This is a genomic window from Pseudomonas fluorescens (genome assembly GCF_001648775.1).
In the GTDB taxonomy this organism is placed as follows: domain Bacteria; phylum Pseudomonadota; class Gammaproteobacteria; order Pseudomonadales; family Pseudomonadaceae; genus Aquipseudomonas; species Aquipseudomonas fluorescens_M.
The window spans coordinates 40505-58571 of the sequence record NZ_LVEJ01000004.1; the positions used below are offsets into that span (position 1 = coordinate 40505).

19 protein-coding genes are annotated in these 18067 nt (G+C 58.5%); 6 read left to right on the forward strand and 13 right to left on the reverse strand.

Annotated elements, in window-relative coordinates:
- Positions 1 to 107: 107 nt before the first annotated feature.
- From A8O26_RS06915 to A8O26_RS06935, 5 genes are all read right to left on the reverse strand, one after another.
- A complete protein-coding gene (locus tag A8O26_RS06915; RefSeq protein WP_064117348.1) occupies positions 108 to 644 on the reverse strand; it encodes a C40 family peptidase in 537 nt (178 codons plus the stop codon).
- 220 nt (positions 645 to 864) lie between these two features.
- Positions 865 to 1482 carry a C40 family peptidase gene (locus tag A8O26_RS06920; RefSeq protein ID WP_064117349.1) on the reverse strand — a complete coding sequence of 206 codons (618 nt, stop codon included), beginning with the start codon at positions 1480 to 1482 and terminating at the stop codon, positions 865 to 867.
- A 226-nt stretch (positions 1483 to 1708) separates the two neighbouring features.
- A complete protein-coding gene (gene hda / locus A8O26_RS06925) occupies positions 1709 to 2413 on the reverse strand; it encodes a DnaA regulatory inactivator Hda (protein WP_008082931.1) in 705 nt (234 codons plus the stop codon).
- Between the two features lie 216 nt (positions 2414 to 2629).
- Entirely contained in the window at positions 2630 to 3703 is a 1074-nt protein-coding gene (locus tag A8O26_RS06930; RefSeq protein WP_038363975.1) for an AI-2E family transporter, read from the reverse strand.
- A gap of 34 nt (positions 3704 to 3737) precedes the next feature.
- The gene (locus tag A8O26_RS06935) at positions 3738 to 4784 is read right to left on the reverse strand and encodes a DUF2066 domain-containing protein (protein WP_064117350.1); all 1047 of its coding nucleotides are present in this window, start codon (positions 4782 to 4784) and stop codon (positions 3738 to 3740) included.
- Positions 4785 to 5157: 373 nt separating this feature from the next.
- Between A8O26_RS06935 and purM the strand changes: the two genes are divergently transcribed.
- From purM to A8O26_RS06950, 3 genes are read left to right on the forward strand one after another with little or no spacing between them, the layout of a single operon-like run.
- On the forward strand, positions 5158 to 6216 hold the full coding sequence (gene purM, locus A8O26_RS06940; protein WP_064117351.1) for a phosphoribosylformylglycinamidine cyclo-ligase: 1059 nt from the start codon (positions 5158 to 5160) through the stop codon (positions 6214 to 6216).
- Positions 6216 to 6866: a phosphoribosylglycinamide formyltransferase gene (purN, locus tag A8O26_RS06945; protein ID WP_007919841.1), complete on the forward strand. Its 651-nt coding sequence runs from the start codon at positions 6216 to 6218 to the stop codon at positions 6864 to 6866. The genes purM and purN overlap by 1 nt, the downstream gene beginning before the upstream one ends.
- A gap of 8 nt (positions 6867 to 6874) precedes the next feature.
- Positions 6875 to 7588 carry a DUF3108 domain-containing protein gene (locus A8O26_RS06950; protein ID WP_064117352.1) on the forward strand — a complete coding sequence of 238 codons (714 nt, stop codon included), beginning with the start codon at positions 6875 to 6877 and terminating at the stop codon, positions 7586 to 7588.
- 269 nt (positions 7589 to 7857) lie between these two features.
- Here the strand turns inward: A8O26_RS06950 and A8O26_RS06955 are convergent, their stop codons facing one another.
- On the reverse strand, positions 7858 to 9483 hold the full coding sequence (locus tag A8O26_RS06955) for a methyl-accepting chemotaxis protein (protein ID WP_064117353.1): 1626 nt from the start codon (positions 9481 to 9483) through the stop codon (positions 7858 to 7860).
- Between the two features lie 130 nt (positions 9484 to 9613).
- Positions 9614 to 10669, reverse strand: a complete 1056-nt coding sequence (locus A8O26_RS06960; RefSeq protein ID WP_064117354.1) for an amidohydrolase family protein — start codon at positions 10667 to 10669, stop codon at positions 9614 to 9616.
- 128 nt (positions 10670 to 10797) lie between these two features.
- Between A8O26_RS06960 and A8O26_RS06965 the strand changes: the two genes are divergently transcribed.
- Together A8O26_RS06965 and A8O26_RS06970 are read left to right on the forward strand one after the other, a co-directional pair.
- Positions 10798 to 11214, forward strand: coding sequence for an OsmC family protein (locus A8O26_RS06965; protein ID WP_008082948.1), 417 nt, complete (start codon positions 10798 to 10800; stop codon positions 11212 to 11214).
- Between the two features lie 61 nt (positions 11215 to 11275).
- Positions 11276 to 12142 (forward strand): pirin family protein, encoded by an 867-nt coding sequence (locus A8O26_RS06970; RefSeq protein ID WP_064117355.1) that lies wholly within the window; start codon positions 11276 to 11278, stop codon positions 12140 to 12142.
- Between the two features lie 358 nt (positions 12143 to 12500).
- Here A8O26_RS06970 and A8O26_RS06975 read toward each other — a convergent pair whose 3' ends face one another.
- The 4 genes from A8O26_RS06975 to A8O26_RS06990 form a co-directional block, all read right to left on the reverse strand.
- Positions 12501 to 13229 (reverse strand): dienelactone hydrolase family protein, encoded by a 729-nt coding sequence (locus A8O26_RS06975; RefSeq protein ID WP_064117356.1) that lies wholly within the window; start codon positions 13227 to 13229, stop codon positions 12501 to 12503.
- Positions 13230 to 13297: 68 nt separating this feature from the next.
- Positions 13298 to 15202: a molecular chaperone HtpG gene (htpG, locus tag A8O26_RS06980; protein ID WP_064117395.1), complete on the reverse strand. Its 1905-nt coding sequence runs from the start codon at positions 15200 to 15202 to the stop codon at positions 13298 to 13300.
- An 81-nt stretch (positions 15203 to 15283) separates the two neighbouring features.
- Positions 15284 to 15736, reverse strand: coding sequence for a PaaI family thioesterase (locus A8O26_RS06985; RefSeq protein ID WP_007919863.1), 453 nt, complete (start codon positions 15734 to 15736; stop codon positions 15284 to 15286).
- Entirely contained in the window at positions 15733 to 16209 is a 477-nt protein-coding gene (locus A8O26_RS06990) for a PaaI family thioesterase (RefSeq protein ID WP_064117357.1), read from the reverse strand. The genes A8O26_RS06985 and A8O26_RS06990 overlap by 4 nt, the downstream gene beginning before the upstream one ends.
- A 158-nt stretch (positions 16210 to 16367) precedes the next feature.
- On the opposite strand from A8O26_RS06990, the gene A8O26_RS06995 reads away from it, so the two are divergent.
- Entirely contained in the window at positions 16368 to 16604 is a 237-nt protein-coding gene (locus A8O26_RS06995) for a hypothetical protein (protein ID WP_007959016.1), read from the forward strand.
- A gap of 78 nt (positions 16605 to 16682) precedes the next feature.
- On the opposite strand, the gene A8O26_RS07000 is transcribed toward A8O26_RS06995, so the two are convergent.
- Positions 16683 to 17084, reverse strand: a complete 402-nt coding sequence (locus A8O26_RS07000) for an MAPEG family protein (RefSeq protein WP_064117358.1) — start codon at positions 17082 to 17084, stop codon at positions 16683 to 16685.
- A complete protein-coding gene (locus A8O26_RS07005) occupies positions 17084 to 17821 on the reverse strand; it encodes a DUF599 domain-containing protein (RefSeq protein ID WP_064117359.1) in 738 nt (245 codons plus the stop codon). The genes A8O26_RS07000 and A8O26_RS07005 overlap by 1 nt, the downstream gene beginning before the upstream one ends.
- Between the last annotated feature and the right edge of the window lie 246 nt (positions 17822 to 18067).

An 18067-nucleotide genomic window follows, 5' to 3' on the forward strand; every position in this document is an offset into this window, starting at 1 on the left:
GACGATTCGACTTGCTCGCGAAAGCGTCGGTTCAGTCAATATTGAATTGAATGACACACCGCCTTCGCGAGCAAGCTCGCTCCCACATGGGTTTTGCGTTGTCTTTACTACGGGTTATGCGCCAGATGCTCCGGCTGCAGCACCCGCTTGGCACTCAGGTAAGCCTTCTGCCAATACGCCTTCGACAGGCTGTCGAGCTTGACCGTGCCGCCCGTGGCCGGCGCGTGCACAAAGCGCCCTTCGCCAACGTAAATCCCCGCGTGACTGACCTGCGAGCCGCCATTGGTGGCGAAGAAGATCAGGTCGCCGGTCTGCAAGCCTTCCTTCCCGACATTCGGTGCCTGCATGACGATCATCTCGCGCGTCGAACGCGGCAATGAGATGCCCGCTGCATCGCGGTAGACAAAACCGATCAGGCCGCTGCAATCAAAACCCGAGTCCGGCGTGTTGCCGCCCCAGCGATAGGGCGTGCCCACCAGGCCGAGCGCGCGAAACAACACGTCTTCAGCGGCAGGTGAAAAAGCTTGCGAGGGGCCGAACACGACCGGCGCGCGAACCACCGGCGCAGGTGGCGGCGTGCGACTGGCGCAGGCGCTGAGCAGCGCTGCGAAGAACATCAATGCGAGGCGGGCCGACATCGTCATAAGCAGAACATCCTGATCTGGCTGCGGCTTTCTCTGCCGGATGGACAGAAAACAAAACCGCCTGCGGAGCACGCAGGCGGTTTGCCATCAATATAGATTCAGGATTCTAGCGGCTACGCGGCAAACTTCAAGTAAGACTTTAACTTCACCTTGTAAAGTCTAGGTCTACTCCGTTGCCGGGAGCCTGATTGTCGCCACGAACGCAGCGACAATGGAGGGATTACTTGCGAGCGGTGACGACCGTCGGAGCGTTGGCCAGAGCGCGTTTCGCTTCGATGAAGGTCTTGCTCCAGTAGCTGTCACCCAGGCTGTCGATGCGAACACCGCCGCTGCGACGACTGCTGGAGTGGATGAACTGGTTGTCACCCAGGTAGATCCCGGCGTGACTGACACGACCGCGACGACCGTTGGTGGCGAAGAACAGCAGATCGCCCGGCTCAAGGTTGCTGCGCGAGACCAGCGGTGCATCGACGTTGATCATTTCGCGAGTGGAACGTGGCAGGTTCATGCCGGCTTCTTCGCGGAACAGGTAACCGATGAAACCGCTGCAATCGAAACCGGCTTCAGAGGTACCACCGAAACGGTAACGGGTACCGATCAGGGACATGCCGCGTTCGAGGATGCTGTCGGCCAGAACAGGAAGCTGATAAGGCTTCTTGCCATTGAATTCGTTGAGTTCTTTTTCGGTGTCCAGCTCTTCCTGGTAAATAACGGAAGACTGAGCCGTGGCAGAATTTTTAACCTGTTGAGACTGCTCTTGAACTGGAGAATGAGCAGCGCAACCGAACAACAGGGTGACGAGTGCGAGAGGCACGAGGGGTGCGAAGCGCTTTAGCATGGGCACGACCGTGGCTGATAGTTGTAAAGAAGCCGAGACTATGCCCGCTATCAGCCTCATTTGCAAATTCAATCGATCTTTTTGTGACTTCTCGGTTTCTCGTTTACATCTAAGCGCTTAAGCCCATTTGAACCGATACGCAGCCTGCACACCGTGCAGGAAAGCGGATTTTCTGGCGCCTGAAATATGCCAAAACCCGCTGAAAGCCGCAGAACCAAAGGGATGGCTACCAGCCGAGAGTTTCTTTGAGGAAGGGAATGGTCAGCTTGCGTTGCGCCTGCAAAGAGGCCTGATCGAGCTGCTCGAGAAGGTCGAACAGCGCGCTCATGCTGCGGGTACCGCGAGTCAAAATAAAATGCCCGACTTCATCGGTCAGGTGCAGACCGCGACGCGATGCGCGCAATTGCAGGGCACGCAATTTGTCTTCATCGGAAAGCGGACGCATCTGGAAAATCAGCGCCATGGTCAGGCGAGATTTCAAGTCGGCCAGTTTGACCGGCAGTTCACGCGGAGAAGTGGATGCGGCGATCAGCAAACGCCGACCGCTGTCACGCAGACGGTTGAACAGATGAAACATCGCCTCTTCCCAGTCAGCCTTGCCAGCGATTACCTGAAGATCATCCAGGCATACCAGTTCGTACTGCTCCAGGTTGTCGAGGATCTCGACACCGCGATCCATCAACTCGGCCAGCGGCAAATAGACTGCCGGTTCGCCCATCTGCTCGAAACGCAAGCACGCGGCCTGCAACAGATGCGTACGCCCTACGCCGTGTTTACCCCACAGGTAGATCAGGCTTTCTGTCCAGCCGGCGTCGGCTTCGCATAGACGCTCGACATAGCCGAGTGCAGCGGCATTGGCGCCTGGGTAGTAGTTGATGAAGGTGGCGTCGTCACGCAGACGCACACCTAGGGGCAGCTGAATCGGTTTCATGCTGACTGAACAGTTCTCAAGGAACCGTTAGTGGCCTCTGTGTAAAGTTTGCGAAGTTTATACCCGTGAAGCTGAGCGCACAATGCGACAGAGTCCAAGCAAAATCAAAGGTTTGCGTTAACACACTGGTTTTATGACAGTTTCTCTGACGGTCTTCTGCCAGCAACGCCCGCAAGACACGGGCCAACCCGGCTCCCGCCGGGCTGTCCGCCGCGGTTACAACTGCGGATCGTCCACACCACTATAAATATCGGAATCCTTGTACAAGTCATGGACATGGCGCACCAGCACCATGATCACCGCGGCCACCGGCAACGCCAGCAACACCCCGGTAAAACCGAACAACTCGCCACCCGCCAGAATGGCGAAGATCACCGCCACCGGGTGCAGGCCGATGCGATCACCCACCAGCAACGGCGTCAGTACCATACCTTCCAGCGCCTGACCGACCATGAACACCGCGACGATCCCGACCATCGGATACAGATCGCCACCAAACTGGAACAGGCCAGCGATCAGCGCCGCGCCAATGCCGATCACGAAGCCCATATAGGGCACGATCGCTGCCAGACCAGCGATCAGGCCGATCAACAGGCCCAGTTCCAGACCGACAATCATCAGGCCGGCCGCATAAATCACGCCCAGTGCCACCATCACCAGCAACTGACCGCGAACAAACGCGCCCAGTACCTCATGACATTCACCGGCCAGCGATACGATGGTCTCTTCCCGATCACGCGGCAGCAGGCTGCGAATCTTGGCCATCATCACGTCCCAGTCACGCAGCAAGTAGAAACTCACCACCGGGATCAGCACCAGATTGGCCAACCAGCCGATCAGCGCCAGGCTCGACGCCGTGGCCTGACTCAACACCACACTGACGATGTCGGTGGTCTGCCCCATGTGTTCACTGATCGCTGCTTTGACCTTGTCGAACTTCCAGAAGCCGTCCGAAAGCCCCAGCTTCGCCTGCGCCCACGGCAGCGCCGTGTGCTGCAACCAGTCGAGCATCTGCGGCGCCAGCTCGTACAAGCGCAGCAGTTGCTTGGCGAGCATCGGCACCAACACCAGCAACAGTGCGGTGACGATCAGGGTGAACAGGGCAAACACCGCGATCACACCCCACGTTCGCGACAGACCCAGGCGCTCCAGACGATCCACCAGCGGATCAAACAGATACGCCAGCAGCAGCGCCACCAGAAACGGCGTGAGGATCGGGTGCAGCAACCAGACAAATGCGCAAAGCAGGACCACCCCACCGAGCCAGAACCAACGCCGCGTATCGGCCATGTACCACTCCTGTTGTTTCTATATAAGGAAAGACTTACCAGCGAAACCGCAACGCCGGTGCTGCCGGCGCTGCAACAGGTGCTGCCCCCGCCACTGCAGGCTGCGGCGCGGCCACCGGGGCCGCAGCCTCGGCCGGCAGTTCCTGCAACTTGGCCAGCGACAACTGCGCACGCATCTGATCGGCACTGCCGTTGACCCGATAGACGATGCGATCGCCATCAACACTTTGCAGACGCACGCCAAACGGTTCGAGTAACCGCAACAGTGCTGCGTAATGCTCAAGATTCATGCCCTGCACTTCCAGGGTCTGTTGACCCGAAGCACCGGGTTTGGCAACAAAACGTGGCGCCAGACGCTCAGCCACCGCCAGCATCACCGCGTCAGCCACGGCGGCCTGATCGGCGCCCTGCACGCTGCCCGCCTCTTTTTGATCGCCCAGCCACAGGTGCCATTTGGCTTGCCACTGTCCGCCTTCTTCACGGGCATGCACCGCCAGCAAGGCGTCAGCGTTATAGCGTTCGGAAGCACCGCGCAGTGGCGCCGGATCCGTGCCCTCAAGCGCCGGCGCGGTGGCAACCAACTGTTCACTCAGGTCTGCCAGCGGCAAACGCAACGGCAATCCGCGATGTTGCGCGGCCGTACGCAACGGCGCGGCAGCAGCCTGACCATCGCCGACCAGACTCGACCCTTCAGTCGAATCGTTCAGCCACCAGCTCAGAATCGACGGTCGACTGCCCCCCCACAACGACAACCCGGCACGCCGCAGCGCCTGCTCGGTGGTCGTCGGATCGAAATCGACCTTGAGCACCTCCGGCGGCCCGGCATCGAAACCGAACTGACTGATAATTTGCTGCGGATCCTTGCGAATCGTCGCCAGCCCCGGGTTCTGTGGAGCTTTTGGATCGCCGGTCAGACGCAATACCAGTGTATCGAGCGCCGCCTGCGTGGCGCGATCACGCTCTTGCGGCGACTGGCCGTTGACCGGCTCGCGCACCTGATAAAGGCCTTTGAGATTTTCGGCGTGACTCGCCAGGCTGATCAGCGACAAACAACCCACAAACAACAATTTACAAAAACGCATGGAAAATTCCCGTCGACAGGAGCGGCTGGAACAGGCCGCGTGAACCGGTTGAGCAAGGCTGTGACAATCTGCCAGCACCAAACATTCACCCGGCGGCGATAAGTTTTTGCACAGTGATAACGATAGACGGTTAATGGCCCCACCTTATACAGGCGTTCATACGCCTCAATTGCAAAAAATTTCCGCTGATATGGCCCTGCCCGTCGGTGCGAGGATGGCCGCTGCCCCTCAAGCCTGATAAAATCGCGCGCCTTCGCAGACCGGCAACAGCCGGGCACCTCGAAACTCGCGTGAGGCCATCGCCCTCTCGATTTCGAAGTTCCCGCTGAACTCGGTCGTTACCCCTGAATCCCCTCCCCTAAAGGCCTGGATCATGAGCAAGCAACCCTCCCTGAGCTACAAGGACGCCGGTGTAGACATCGACGCCGGTGAAGCATTGGTCGAACGCATCAAGAGCGTCGCCAAGCGCACTGCGCGCCCGGAAGTCATGGGCGGCCTGGGCGGTTTCGGCGCCCTCTGCGAAATCCCGGCCGGCTACAAGCAGCCAGTACTGGTTTCCGGCACCGACGGCGTCGGCACCAAGCTGCGTCTGGCACTGAACCTGAACAAGCACGACAGCATCGGCATCGACCTGGTTGCGATGTGCGTGAACGACCTCGTCGTGTGCGGCGCCGAGCCACTGTTCTTCCTCGACTACTACGCCACCGGCAAACTGAATGTCGAGACCGCGACTCAGGTCGTGACCGGCATCGGTGCTGGCTGCGAACTGTCGGGTTGCTCGCTGGTGGGCGGCGAAACCGCTGAAATGCCAGGCATGTACGAAGGCGAAGACTACGACCTGGCCGGCTTCTGCGTCGGCGTCGTGGAAAAGGCTGAAATCATCGACGGCTCGAAAGTCGCCACCGGTGACGCGCTGATCGCGCTGCCATCGTCCGGCCCGCACTCGAACGGCTACTCGCTGATCCGCAAGATCATCGAAGTGTCCGGTGCCGACATCGAAAACATCCAGCTCGACGGCAAACCGCTGACCGATCTGCTGATGGCCCCGACCCGCATCTACGTGAAGCCGCTGCTCAAGCTGATCAAAGACACCGGCGCTGTCAAAGCCATGGCCCACATCACCGGTGGCGGTCTGCTCGACAACATCCCGCGCGTGCTGCCAAAAGGCGCTCAAGCGGTGGTTGACGTGGCTAGCTGGACGCGCCCGGCCGTATTCGACTGGCTGCAGGAAAAAGGCAACGTTGACGAAACCGAGATGCACCGCGTACTGAACTGCGGCGTCGGCATGGTCATCTGCGTGGCTCAAGAGCACGTTGAAGTAGCCCTGAAAACCCTGCGTGACGCCGGCGAACAGCCTTGGGTCATCGGTCAGATCGCTGCCGCTGCCGAAGGCGCTGCTCAGGTTGATCTGCAGAACCTTAAGGCTCATTAATGTCCGCAACCTGTGATGTCGTGGTGCTGTTGTCCGGCACCGGCAGTAACTTGCAGGCTCTGATCGACAGCACGCGGACCGGCGACAGCCCGGTCCGCATCGCTGCAGTGATTTCCAATCGCGCCGACGCCTACGGCCTGCAACGCGCCAGTGACGCGGGTATCGCCACCCGCTCGCTGGATCACAAGGCATTCGAAGGTCGCGAGGCCTTCGATGCTGCTCTGATCGAACTGATCGACGAATTCCAACCCAAACTCGTGGTGCTGGCCGGTTTCATGCGCATTCTCAGCGCTGACTTCGTTCGCCACTACCAGGGTCGCCTGCTCAATATCCACCCCTCGCTGCTGCCCAAATACAAAGGGTTACACACTCATCAGCGTGCGCTGGAGGCCGGCGACACCGAGCACGGCTGCTCCGTGCACTTCGTCACCGAGGAACTCGATGGCGGACCACTGGTCGTACAGGCAGTATTACCGGTAGAGTTGCACGACACGCCGCAGAGTCTGGCGCAGCGAGTTCACGTTCAGGAACACCTGATCTACCCGATGGCGGTACGCTGGTTTGCCGAAGGCAGGCTGGCACTCGGTGAACACGGTGCTTTACTGGACGGGCAGTTACTCGCGGCCAGCGGCCACTTGATTCGAAACTAGGAGATTTTATGCGTCGCGCCCTGCTCTTCGCTTGCGCTCTGCTCGCCCTGCCTTTCGCGCAGGCTGCGGACCTTCAACCGTTCTCCGCCAGCTACACCGCCGACTGGAAACAGCTGCCCATGAGCGGCACCGCCGAACGCAGCCTGGTCAAGGAAGCCAACGGTGTCTGGAAACTCAGCTTCAAGGCCTCGATGATGATCGCCAGCCTGAGTGAAGAAAGCACCCTGACCCTGGACAAGGACACCCTGCTGCCGCAGTCCTACCACTTTGAACGTGGCGGCCTGGGCAAAGCGAAAAAGGCTGATCTGGATTTCGACTGGAACAGCAAAATGGTCACCGGCACTGACCGTGGCGACGCGGTGAAAATCCCGCTGAACCGTGGCATGGTCGACAAGTCCACCTATCAACTGGCGCTGCAGCATGACGTTGCTGCCGGCAAGAAGACCATGAGCTATCAAGTGGTCGATGACGGCGAAGTCGATACTTACGACTTCCGCGTGCTGGGTTCGGAAAAAGTCGAGACCAAGGCTGGCAAGATCGATGCAATCAAGGTCGAGCGCGTGCGCGACCCGACACAAAGCAAGCGCACCACCGTCCTTTGGTTCGCCAAGGATTGGGATTACCTGCTGGTCCGCCTGCAACAGGTTGAAACCGACGGCAAGGAGTACAACATCATGCTCCAGGACGGCACGGTCAACGGCAAAACCGTTAAAGGCAGCTGATCCGCCGCCACAGCAAAAAGCCCTGCGAAATGCGGGGCTTTTTTTCGTCTGCCGGATTGGAGATTGTGCCTGGCTCGCCCCTCACCCCAGCCCTCTCCCGAGGGAGAGGGGGCCGACCGAGATGTCTGACCAGCTACATCGACCTGAAAGACCGAGTCGATTATGGATTCACCAAAGAATGTTCAGGTCGGCGTAACTCTTTAATTCACACGGTCGGTCCCCTCTCCCTCTGGGAGAGGGCTAGGGTGAGGGGCTTTTGAAGGCGAACCTCAAACCGAAAACTTCGCCACCATACTGTTCAAATCCACCGCCAACCGAGACAACTCCTGACTCGCCGCACTCGTCTGATTCGCCCCTGCCGAGGTCTGCATTGCCAGATCCCGAATATTCATCAGATTGCGATCCACCTCGCGCGCCACCGCTGCCTGCTCTTCCGAGGCACTGGCGATCACCAGATTACGCTCGTTGATCAGCGTGAATGCCGAGGCGATCTCCTCAAGTGCAGTCCCGGCAGCCTTGGCCAACTCCAGTGTCGAACGCGCCCGCACATTACTCTGCTGCATCGAACTGACCGCCGAATCAGTGCCCTGCTGAATGCCGCCAATCATCTGCTCGATCTCTTGCGTCGACTGCTGCGTGCGATGCGCCAGCGCCCGTACCTCGTCCGCCACCACGGCAAACCCGCGCCCGGCATCACCGGCCCGCGCGGCCTCAATCGCCGCGTTCAGCGCCAGCAGGTTGGTCTGCTCGGCGATCGAACGAATCACATCCAGCACTTTGCTGATGCCATGAACCTTCTGCGCCAGATCTTCGACCTGCGAGGCATTGTTGGTCACGTCTTCGGCGAGGAACTCAATCGAGGAAACGGTCTGCTGCACTTGTTCTCGACCGTGCTGGGCGATGCGATCGGATTCACGCGAAGCTTCAGAAGTCGCCACCGCATTGCTGGCCACCTCCTCCACCGCCGCGGTCATCTGGTTGACCGCCGTGGCCGCCTGTTCGATTTCCAGGCTCTGCTGATGCAAACCGCGGGTGGCGTCTTCCGTGACGCAACTCAATTCTTCCGACGCCGAGGCCAATTGACTGGAGGACTCGGAGATTTGCCGAATCGTGTCGCGCAGGTTGTGCTGCATGCTCTTGAGTGCATGCAGCAGCCGCGCCGGCTCGTCGTTGCCGCTGATGTTGATATCACCGGTCAGGTCACCACCGGCAACCACCTCGGCCACGCCCAACGATTGCGCCAGCGGCAGCACGATGCTGCGGGTCAGCAGCAGGGCCAAGCCGATGGTTATCAGCGCAGTCACGCCGATCATCACCCCGACCCACACCCGTGAGTTGATAAACACCAAGCGCGCAGCCTCGGTGGCAAGGTTGGCATTGTGTTTATTCAGCTCGACCAACTCGCGCAGGATGACCGCAATTTCATCGGCCAACGGGCTCATTTCGCCGTTGAGAATCGCCGCTGCTTCCTCCACGCGATTCTGCGCCGACAACTGCATGACCTGCGCCTGGAACTCCAGATATTTGTGTTCGGCGACCTTGAAGCGATCAAACAGCTTGCGCTCTTCGGGCAGCACGATCAGCACGTCATAACGCTGCTGGGCTTCACTCAGCACACCGCGCAGATCATTGAGCTTGGCGACATTCTGCTCCAGCGCCTGCGGATCGCGATTGAGCAACAGGCGCATGGTCAGCGCGCGCAGGCGCAGCATGTCCTGACTCATCTCACCGACCGCCATGACGCTTGGCAGCCAATTGTTATCGACCTCGTCGGACTGCGCGCGCATGTTCGACATTTGCAGCAAAGCGAACGCCCCGAGCGCGAACACCATCAAGGCCAACAGACCAAAACCCAGGCCGGCGCGCGGGGCAATATTGAGACTACGGATACTCATTGCTCTGGTTCCTTCCAAAAGCGCTGCATCAACCCTGCAGCTGGTTGCTTAAGAAGGTATCGGCCCGGTGAAAATTTGCGTAAGACCAAAATGTGATATCAAAAGGCCTTAATACTCCGAACCGTCGGCATTAACGATTCAGCGTGGTTTTCCCGGACTTGAGCTCCGTTCGCGGCAAGATCGCCAGGAAGTTATCTCTAGCGACTTTTTTAGCAACACCTCCGGGCAGCGCATCAAGGAACGGCTTGAAGCTGTGCATCTCCTCACCGAGTTTGTTGAAACGTCCTACCACGTCGGAGCCGAGCATGAAGCGTTCGGGGTATTTCTCGACCAACGCCAGCCATTCCGGGCGCGGCTTGCCCTGCTCATCCAGCAGATACGGTGTGAGCGTGCTCCATGACAGGTCAATAAACAGATTCGGATAGGCTTCCAGCATGCGGGTCAGGGTTGGCAGCAGGAACTCCAGCTGTGTTTGATGGCGATGGATTTCAGCGCTGGTCCCGGCGTGAGCCCAGATGAATCGCGTGTGCGGATGATTACGCAGCGGCTCTTCGACTTCCTTCAGGTACAGCGGGTTTTTCTCACGCTTGGAGGTGATGTTGGAATGCAGCATTACCGGCAGATCGTTCTCGGCGGCCAAGTGATAGATCTTGGTCATGGCCTCGTTATTGGCGCGCGGCGTATCGCCAGACGTCAGCGCCGTGAGGTCATCATGCCGAGTGAACACCTCGCCAATGCCCTGCCACAGCCCCGGATACAAGTCGAGCATGCGCTGGATATGCGCAGCGGAGTTTTTGTCGTTGGGGTTGAAGCCCGAGAGGAAGGGATGAAAGTACGGCCGCTGCTCGGCGCTCAGCTTTTGCACGGCGTCGGCGACAATCACGTCGGTTGCGCTGTACCAATAGGCATCGGCGTCATCCCCGGCGTAATAACGCGGACGCTTGGGTTCGTCCTCGTGCCACTTTTTCGCCACCGGAATGCCAGAAATCATCACATGCTCGACGGAACCGTCCTTCATCGCCGTCAGCAGTTTCGCCATGCCTGCGCTTTCCTGGAAAAAATCCACGTAATGCAGGTGCGCATCGCTGTAGGTGTATTCGCGGGCGCTGGCGTTGCCGGCAAGCAGCAGAAGGCAGGCAAGACTCAAACGATACAGGGACACAAGTAATCTCCGGCAAGTAGGCATAGCCTAGACCCCGCCCTGACGACAAGGGTTCATCCCGCAGGAAAGTGGAACGCGTACCGGTGGGAATGCTCTATAACTGCAAGGTCTTGTTTGATCGAACGACTTTTCCTACTGCCTGTGAGGTTCCCATGACTGTTACCGTCAATACCGTCTCTGCCGAAGGTTTTCGTCACACTGTACAGATCGATGACCACGAATTGTTTGCCGACGTACCGAAGTCTGCTGGCGGCGAAGGCTCGGCACCTGAGCCGCACGACTACTTCGATGCCGCCCTTGGCGCCTGTAAAGCGCTGACTTTGAAGATGTACGCGAAGAAGAAAGACATCCCGTTGACCGGCGTCGGTGTCGACGTCAAACGTGACAACAGCGAAGAGCAGAAAGGCAAATACGTCCTGCACGTCACCCTCACCCTCAAAGGCGTACTGACCGACGCCCAGCGCGAGGAATTGCTGCGTGTCGCCGATCGCTGCCCGATTCACAAGCTGATGACCACCAGCGAAGTCACCATCGAAACCCACGCCCCGCAAGGCTTCGACAGCCAGTAATCCTCCTCACGCCAGCGGCGGGTTATGCTTCTGGCATCACCCGCTCAGCCTGGAATGCCCCATGGACACGCAACCTCTGATCATCCGCCCGCGCGCCGAAGACGTCGAAGGCCAGCCGATTCTGCGCCCGTTGCCATCAGCCAAATGCCGCAGCGTTGGGCCTTTCGTGTTTTTCGACCACATGCTCGAGACGGTTTATCCGACGGGCAAGGGCATGAATATCCGACAGCACCCGCACATCGGTCTGTCGACGTTGACGTATCTGTTTGAAGGCCAGCTCCAGCACAAGGACAGCCTGGGCTCCGATCAGGTGGTCAGTGCCGGCGATGTCAGCTGGATGACCGCTGGCAGCGCGATTGCGCACGTTGAACGCACACCGGAGCCGCTGTGGGACAAGAGCTTCACGATGCACGGCTTGCAGATCTGGCTGGCCTCGCCCAAGGATCATGAGCAAGGCCCGGGGCACTACAGCCATCACCCGGCGGCGACGTTGCCGGTCAGCGATAACCTCGGCGTACAGATCCGCATGATCGCCGGATCAGGCTTTTGCCTGGAATCGCCGGTGCCGGTGCTTTCTCCTACGTTGTATGCCGAAGTGAAGATGCAAACGGCGACCACCCTGCTGATTCCGACCGAGCATGAAGAGCGGGCGGTGTATGTGTTGAGTGGGGACGCACAGTTGAATGGCGAAGCGATTGAGCCGCACGCGCTGGTGGTGTTGCCGGCTGGCGAAGAGATGAGTCTGTTTGCCGAAAGTGATGTGCACGCGGTGGTGTTCGGTGGCGCAGCGCTGGACGGGCCTCGGCGGATCAACTGGAATTTTGTCGCGAGCGATCCGGCGGCGATCGATGAGGCGCGGCGCAAGTGGGCGGCCGGGGATTGGCCGACGGTGCCGGGGGAAGTTGAGCGGATTGAATTGCCGCGTTAAGCCTTGACCCTCACCCCAGCCCTCTCCCAGAGGGAGAGGGAGCCGACCGAGGTGTCTTGCGTCATACGCCGACCTGAAAGACCTTATCGATTATGGATTCGGTAATGCCCTGGCAGGTCGCGCATTGGTCGAGCGCCCACCATCAGCACCCTCACCCCAGCCCTCTCCCGGAGGGAGAGGGGGCCGACCGAGGTGTTTTGCGTCATACATCGACCTGAAAAATCTTGGCGATTATGGATTCAGCACAGCCCTTTCAGGTCGGCGTTACCCTCAAGCACCCCCCAATCGGTCCCCTCTCCCTCTGGGAGAGGGTTAGGGTGAGGGGCTTTTGGCTCTTCAGGCTTTTGATTTTCAGGCTTCAGCTCTTAAACACTTCATCCAGCAAATCATGCATCGACTTGAACGCGCGCTTGGCGGTTTTCTCGTCGTACATCATTTTGCCCGGCACATTGGCATGCGGATCAGTAAACGAGTGCACTGCACCGCCATAGCTCAGCAACTGCCAATCGACCTTCGCCGCATTCATCTCGTCTTCGAACGCTGGCAACTGCTCTTTCGGCACCAACGGATCGGAAGCACCGTGCAACACTAGCACCGAGCCCTTGATGTTCTGCGCATCGGCCGGGTTCGGCGAATCCAGCGTGCCGTGGAACGACACCGCCGCCTTCACCGGCGCGCCAGTACGCGCCAGGTCCAGCGCACAGCAACCGCCGAAACAGAACCCAAACACTGCCAGCTTCGACGTATCGACTGCGGCTTCGCCCTGCTTCTGCAACTGCTCGAACGCCGCCTGCATACGCGTACGCAGCAGTGCGCGGTCATTCTTCAGCGGCATCATCGCCGCGCCGGCCTGATCAGCGTTCTGCGGACGCACAGCCTGACCGTAAACGTCAGCAATCAACACCACGTAACCCTTGGCCGCCACCGATTTGGCGATCTCTTCGGCACCGGCACTGACGCCCATCCAGTTCGGCGCCATCAACAAACCCGGAAGTGCACCCTTGTGCTCGGCGTCGAACGCCAGACGACCTTCATAAGGTTGGCCGTCAATCTGATAGACCACGGAACGTACAGTGACTTGGCTCATTTCTGACTCCTGATTTGTTAAACACCAGAATGAAAAAACCCGCCGAAGCGGGTTTTTCTGCAACTTGGTTAAACCGACAGTTCAACCAGCAGCTTGTTCAGACGGCGCACATAGGCGGCCGGATCCTTCAAGCTGTCGCCGGCAGCCAAAGCTGCCTGATCGAAGAGGATGTGCGACATGTCGCCAAAACGCTCTTCGCTCTGCTCGCCATCGAGTTTCTCGATCAGCGGGTGGCTCGGGTTGAATTCGAAGATCGGCTTCGAGTCCGGCACTTTCTGCCCGCTGGCTTCGAGGATCTGACGCATTTGCAGACCCAGATCCTGTTCCCCGATGGCCAGGATGGCCGGCGAATCGGTCAGACGATGGGAGACGCGGACTTCAGCCACGGAATCGCCCAGTGCGGTTTTCAGACGTTCGACCAGACCTTCTTTGGACTTGGCGACTTCTTCTGCGGCTTTCTTGTCCTCTTCCGAGTCCAGATTGCCCAGATCGAGGTCACCGCGTGCCACGTCGACAAACGTCTTGCCGTCGAATTCGCTGAGGTAGCTCATCAGCCACTCATCGATGCGGTCGGTCAGCAGCAGCACTTCGATGCCTTTCTTGCGGAAGACTTCCAGGTGCGGGCTGTTCTTGACCTGCGCGTAGGTTTCGCCGGTGAGGTAGTAGATCTTGTCCTGACCTTCCTTGGCGCGTGCCAGGTAGTCGGCCAGACCGACGATCTGCTCGCCGTCGTCGCCATTGGTCGATGCGAAACGCAGCAGACCGGCAATTTTCTCTTTGTTGGCGAAGTCTTCTGCCGGGCCTTCTTTCATGACCTGACCGAAGTTCTTCCAGAAACCTTTGTATTGCTCAGGCTCGTTTTTCGCCAGTTTTTCCAGCATGTCGAGCACGCGCTTGGTCAGCGCGGTTTTCATCGAATCGATGATCGGGTCTTTCTGCAGGATTTCACGCGACACGTTCAGCGACAGGTCGTTGGAATCGACCACGCCTTTGATGAAGCGCAGGTACAGCGGCAGGAACGACTCGGCCTGATCCATGACGAACACGCGTTGCACGTACAGCTTCAAGCCTTTCGGCGCTTCACGCTGGTACAGGTCGAACGGCGCGCGGGCCGGCACGTACAGCAGCGAGCTGTATTCGAGCTTGCCTTCGACTTTGTTGTGGCTCCAGGCCAGCGGGTTTTCAAAGTCGTGGGCGATGTGCTTGTAGAACTCCTGGTATTCCTCGTCCTTCACCTCAGTGCGCGGACGGGTCCACAGGGCGCTGGCGCGGTTGACGGTTTCCCACTCAACGGCCGGGGCCTCTTCGCCTTCGGCAGCAGCCGCTTCTTTCGGCAGCTCGATCGGCAAAGCGATGTGGTCGGAATACTTCTTGATGATGTTGCGCAGACGCCAGCCATCAGCGAACTCGTCTTCTGCAGCCTTGAGGTGCAGGACGATACGGGTGCCGCGCTCTGGCTTGTCGATGGTGGCGACTTCGAACTCGCCCTCGCCTTTCGAAGACCAATGCACGCCTTCGCTGGCAGGGGTGCCGGCGCGACGGGAGTACACGTCAACCTGGTCAGCAACGATGAAGGCGGAGTAGAAGCCCACACCGAACTGGCCGATCAGGTGCGAATCTTTCTTCTGATCGCCCGAGAGATTCTTCATGAAATCGGCGGTACCGGATTTGGCGATGGTCCCCAGGTGGGTGATCACATCGTCACGGTTCATGCCGATACCGTTGTCTTCGAGGGTGACGGTCTTGGCGTCCTTGTCGAAGCTCACACGGATTTTCAGGTCAGCGCCACCTTCGAGCAACTCTGGCTTGGCCAGGGCTTCGAAGCGCAGCTTGTCGACAGCGTCAGAGGCGTTCGAGATCAATTCGCGAAGGAAAATTTCCTTGTTGGAATACAGCGAATGGATCATGAGGTGCAGCAGCTGCTTTACCTCGGTCTGGAAGCCCAGGGTTTCCTTTTGAGTTTCCACACTCATGGTCATCAAACTCCAATCAGATGGCAGTGGCCGCGACCCAAATGGTCGGCGGCGGGTTGTCTTGTGAGTTTGGGGCGCTGTTCAGGATTTCAAGGGCTCATCGATTTTGAAGTGCGCACGCGCGGTGGCAATCGGTTCGCTTTCGGTACTTTGCCAGGCAGTGATCGCGACGTTGGCGACGCGCCGGCCCTGGCGGCAGACCTGACACTTGGCCCAGGTATCGCGGAACTGCCCGGCGCGCAGGTAATCGAGAGAGAAGTCGATGATCTTCGGCACCCCCGGTGCACCGGTGAAGATCAACAGATGCAGGGCCGCTGCCAGCTCCATGAAGCCGGCAATCACTCCGCCATGAATCGCCGGCAATAAAGGGTTACCAATGTTGTCTTTGTTCGCCGGCAGCTTGAACAGCAGTTCATCGCCGACTCGCGAACACTCGATGCCAATCAGCCCGGCGTAGGGGATCAACTGCAGCAGCGGCGCGTAATCGCCCTGCGCGTGCGCCTTGAGCAATTGCTGTTTGAGGTCATCGCTCATTGCCCTTCTCCCTTGATTGCGCCGCCGAAACCTTTGGTGCCTTTAAGGCCTTTGCCCATGCGCATGAACGTACCGACCACATGGGCGATCGGCTGCTCGGGATCATCCTGATAAGCAAAACCGCGGGCGAAGATCACGTCCGTGGTCACTCGGTAGCACTGAGCGAAGCCGTAGACGTCTTTGTCAGGTTCGGCGGCGTGCATGTAGTCGATGCGCAGATCGAGGGTCGGACACACTTCGAATTCCGGCAAAACGCACAGGGTCGACATCCCGCAGGCCGTGTCCATCAGCGAAGTAATTGCACCACCGTGGATGACGCCGGTCTGCGGGTTACCAACGATTTTCTGGCTATACGGAAGGATCACGGTGAGCCCTTCGCTGGAGGCGCTGTGCACCGTTAAACCAAGGACCTGACAGTGGCGCAACGCTGATAGAAAGCGCGTCGCGCGCTCAAAAACGGGGTTTTCGGCCATTTGATAATTACTCTCGTTAGAGCCCTTTGCCAGTAGTAAGGAATACAGCAAAAGTTCCGCTTAAAAACAAACTTATATATCTGAAAGAAATGAGGAACTTAACCCTCAGCGCCAAGCTCTTAAGGCCAGTAGTTATTTTCCATAAGGAGAAACACCCCATGCGTAAGACTTTAGCTATTGCCTTGATGTTGACCGCTTCCCTCGGTCTCGCTGCCTGCGATAAAAAATCCGAGGACAAAGCTCAAGATGCCAACCAACATGCTGAACAAGCTCAGCAAGACATGAACAAAGCTCAGGATAAAGTGAACGACGCTGCGAAAGAAAACGCCGAAGCTGCCAAAGCTCAGGCTGAATCGAACGCCGCCGCGCAAGAAGAAGCTGCCAAGAAGCAATAATTCGCTTTTTGCTGCAGAAAAAAGAAAACCCGCCAAGTGCGGGTTTTCTTTTGCCTGTCATTTAGCGTCACGCCTGAATTAGAGCAAGACAGTTCTAAAAGTCGGACTAATCATCAGCAACAGCGAACACACTAAGCCAACTAGCCAGACCAGACTGCGCAGCTTGGGCAAATCGGCCAGGTAGAACCATAAGTAGAGGATCCGCGCGATCACAAAAATGATCGCCAATGTATCGATCAACCAGCCTGCTGTTTGGGTGGTGTGCGCCATCAACACGCCCACGGCAAATAATATGAACGCTTCGATGCTGTTCTGATGCGCTGCCAGCGCCCGTGCGCCGTAGCCGGTCAGTTGCGCCTGTTGCTGGCGCGGCAGGTGATTGTTGTAACCACCCTGCTCTTTCATCGCCTTGCCGACCGGCATACGCGCGATGTAGATCAACAATGCACTGATAAACACACACCAGAACGGAATACTCATCAAGCAGCCTCTTTGTTCGCCTCAGGGATCGGCGCCTCTGTAGGGGTATAGACCATTACATCGAGAACGTCGGAATGAAACTCGCGTCGATACAGAACCAATACCACGCCGGCGCTCATCAACATGAACAGCCACGGGCTGACGAACCACGCCAGCATGGTCATGCCGAAGTAATAGGAGCGCAAACCGAAGTTGAACTGGTTGGCCGCCATCGATATCACCCGCGCCGCCCGTGCAGCGAACGCCTTGCGCTCCTGTTCGGAGACATGGCGCTCACCGATCATCGGCGCCGAACCGACCAGCACCGCCGCGAAGTTGTACTGGCGCATGCACCAACTGAAAGTGAAGAACGCGTAGACGAACACCATCGCCAGGCAAAGCAGCTTGATCTCCGACATGCCCTGCGAGGCTTGTTGCACCATCGGAATGTCTGCCAGCAACGACACCGCCCGCTCCGATGCGCCGAGCACAGTGAGAATGCCAGCAAGGATGATCAGCGTGCTGGAGGCGAAGAACGAAGCGTTGCGCTCCAGGTTGCCGATCACACTGGCGTCGGCGATGCGGTTATCACGCAGCAGCATGCGGCGCATCCAGTCTTCGCGGTACAGGTGCAGCACGCTGGCCAGGCACGCGGTATCGCGGCCCTTCCAGGAGGCATAACGGGTATAACCGCCCCAGCAGATGACAAACCAGATGGCGGCGAGCAGGTGGATCAGATTGGCTTGGATGAACGACATGCAATTCCTTGTGGAGTATGGATGCTACCTGTGGGAGCGAGCCTGCTCGCGAAAGCGGCGTATCACGCAACATTGATGGCGGCTGACACAACGCTTTCGCGAGCAGGCTCGCTCCCACATTAGGACTTCGGCAACCCTTCGACGTTAGCGTAAGGAAAAAGACACTGCCTGACGCGCATAAAAAATGCCCCGTATCGATTGATACGGGGCATTTCTGTTTAAGCGTTGAAGACCCGCTTTTGGCGG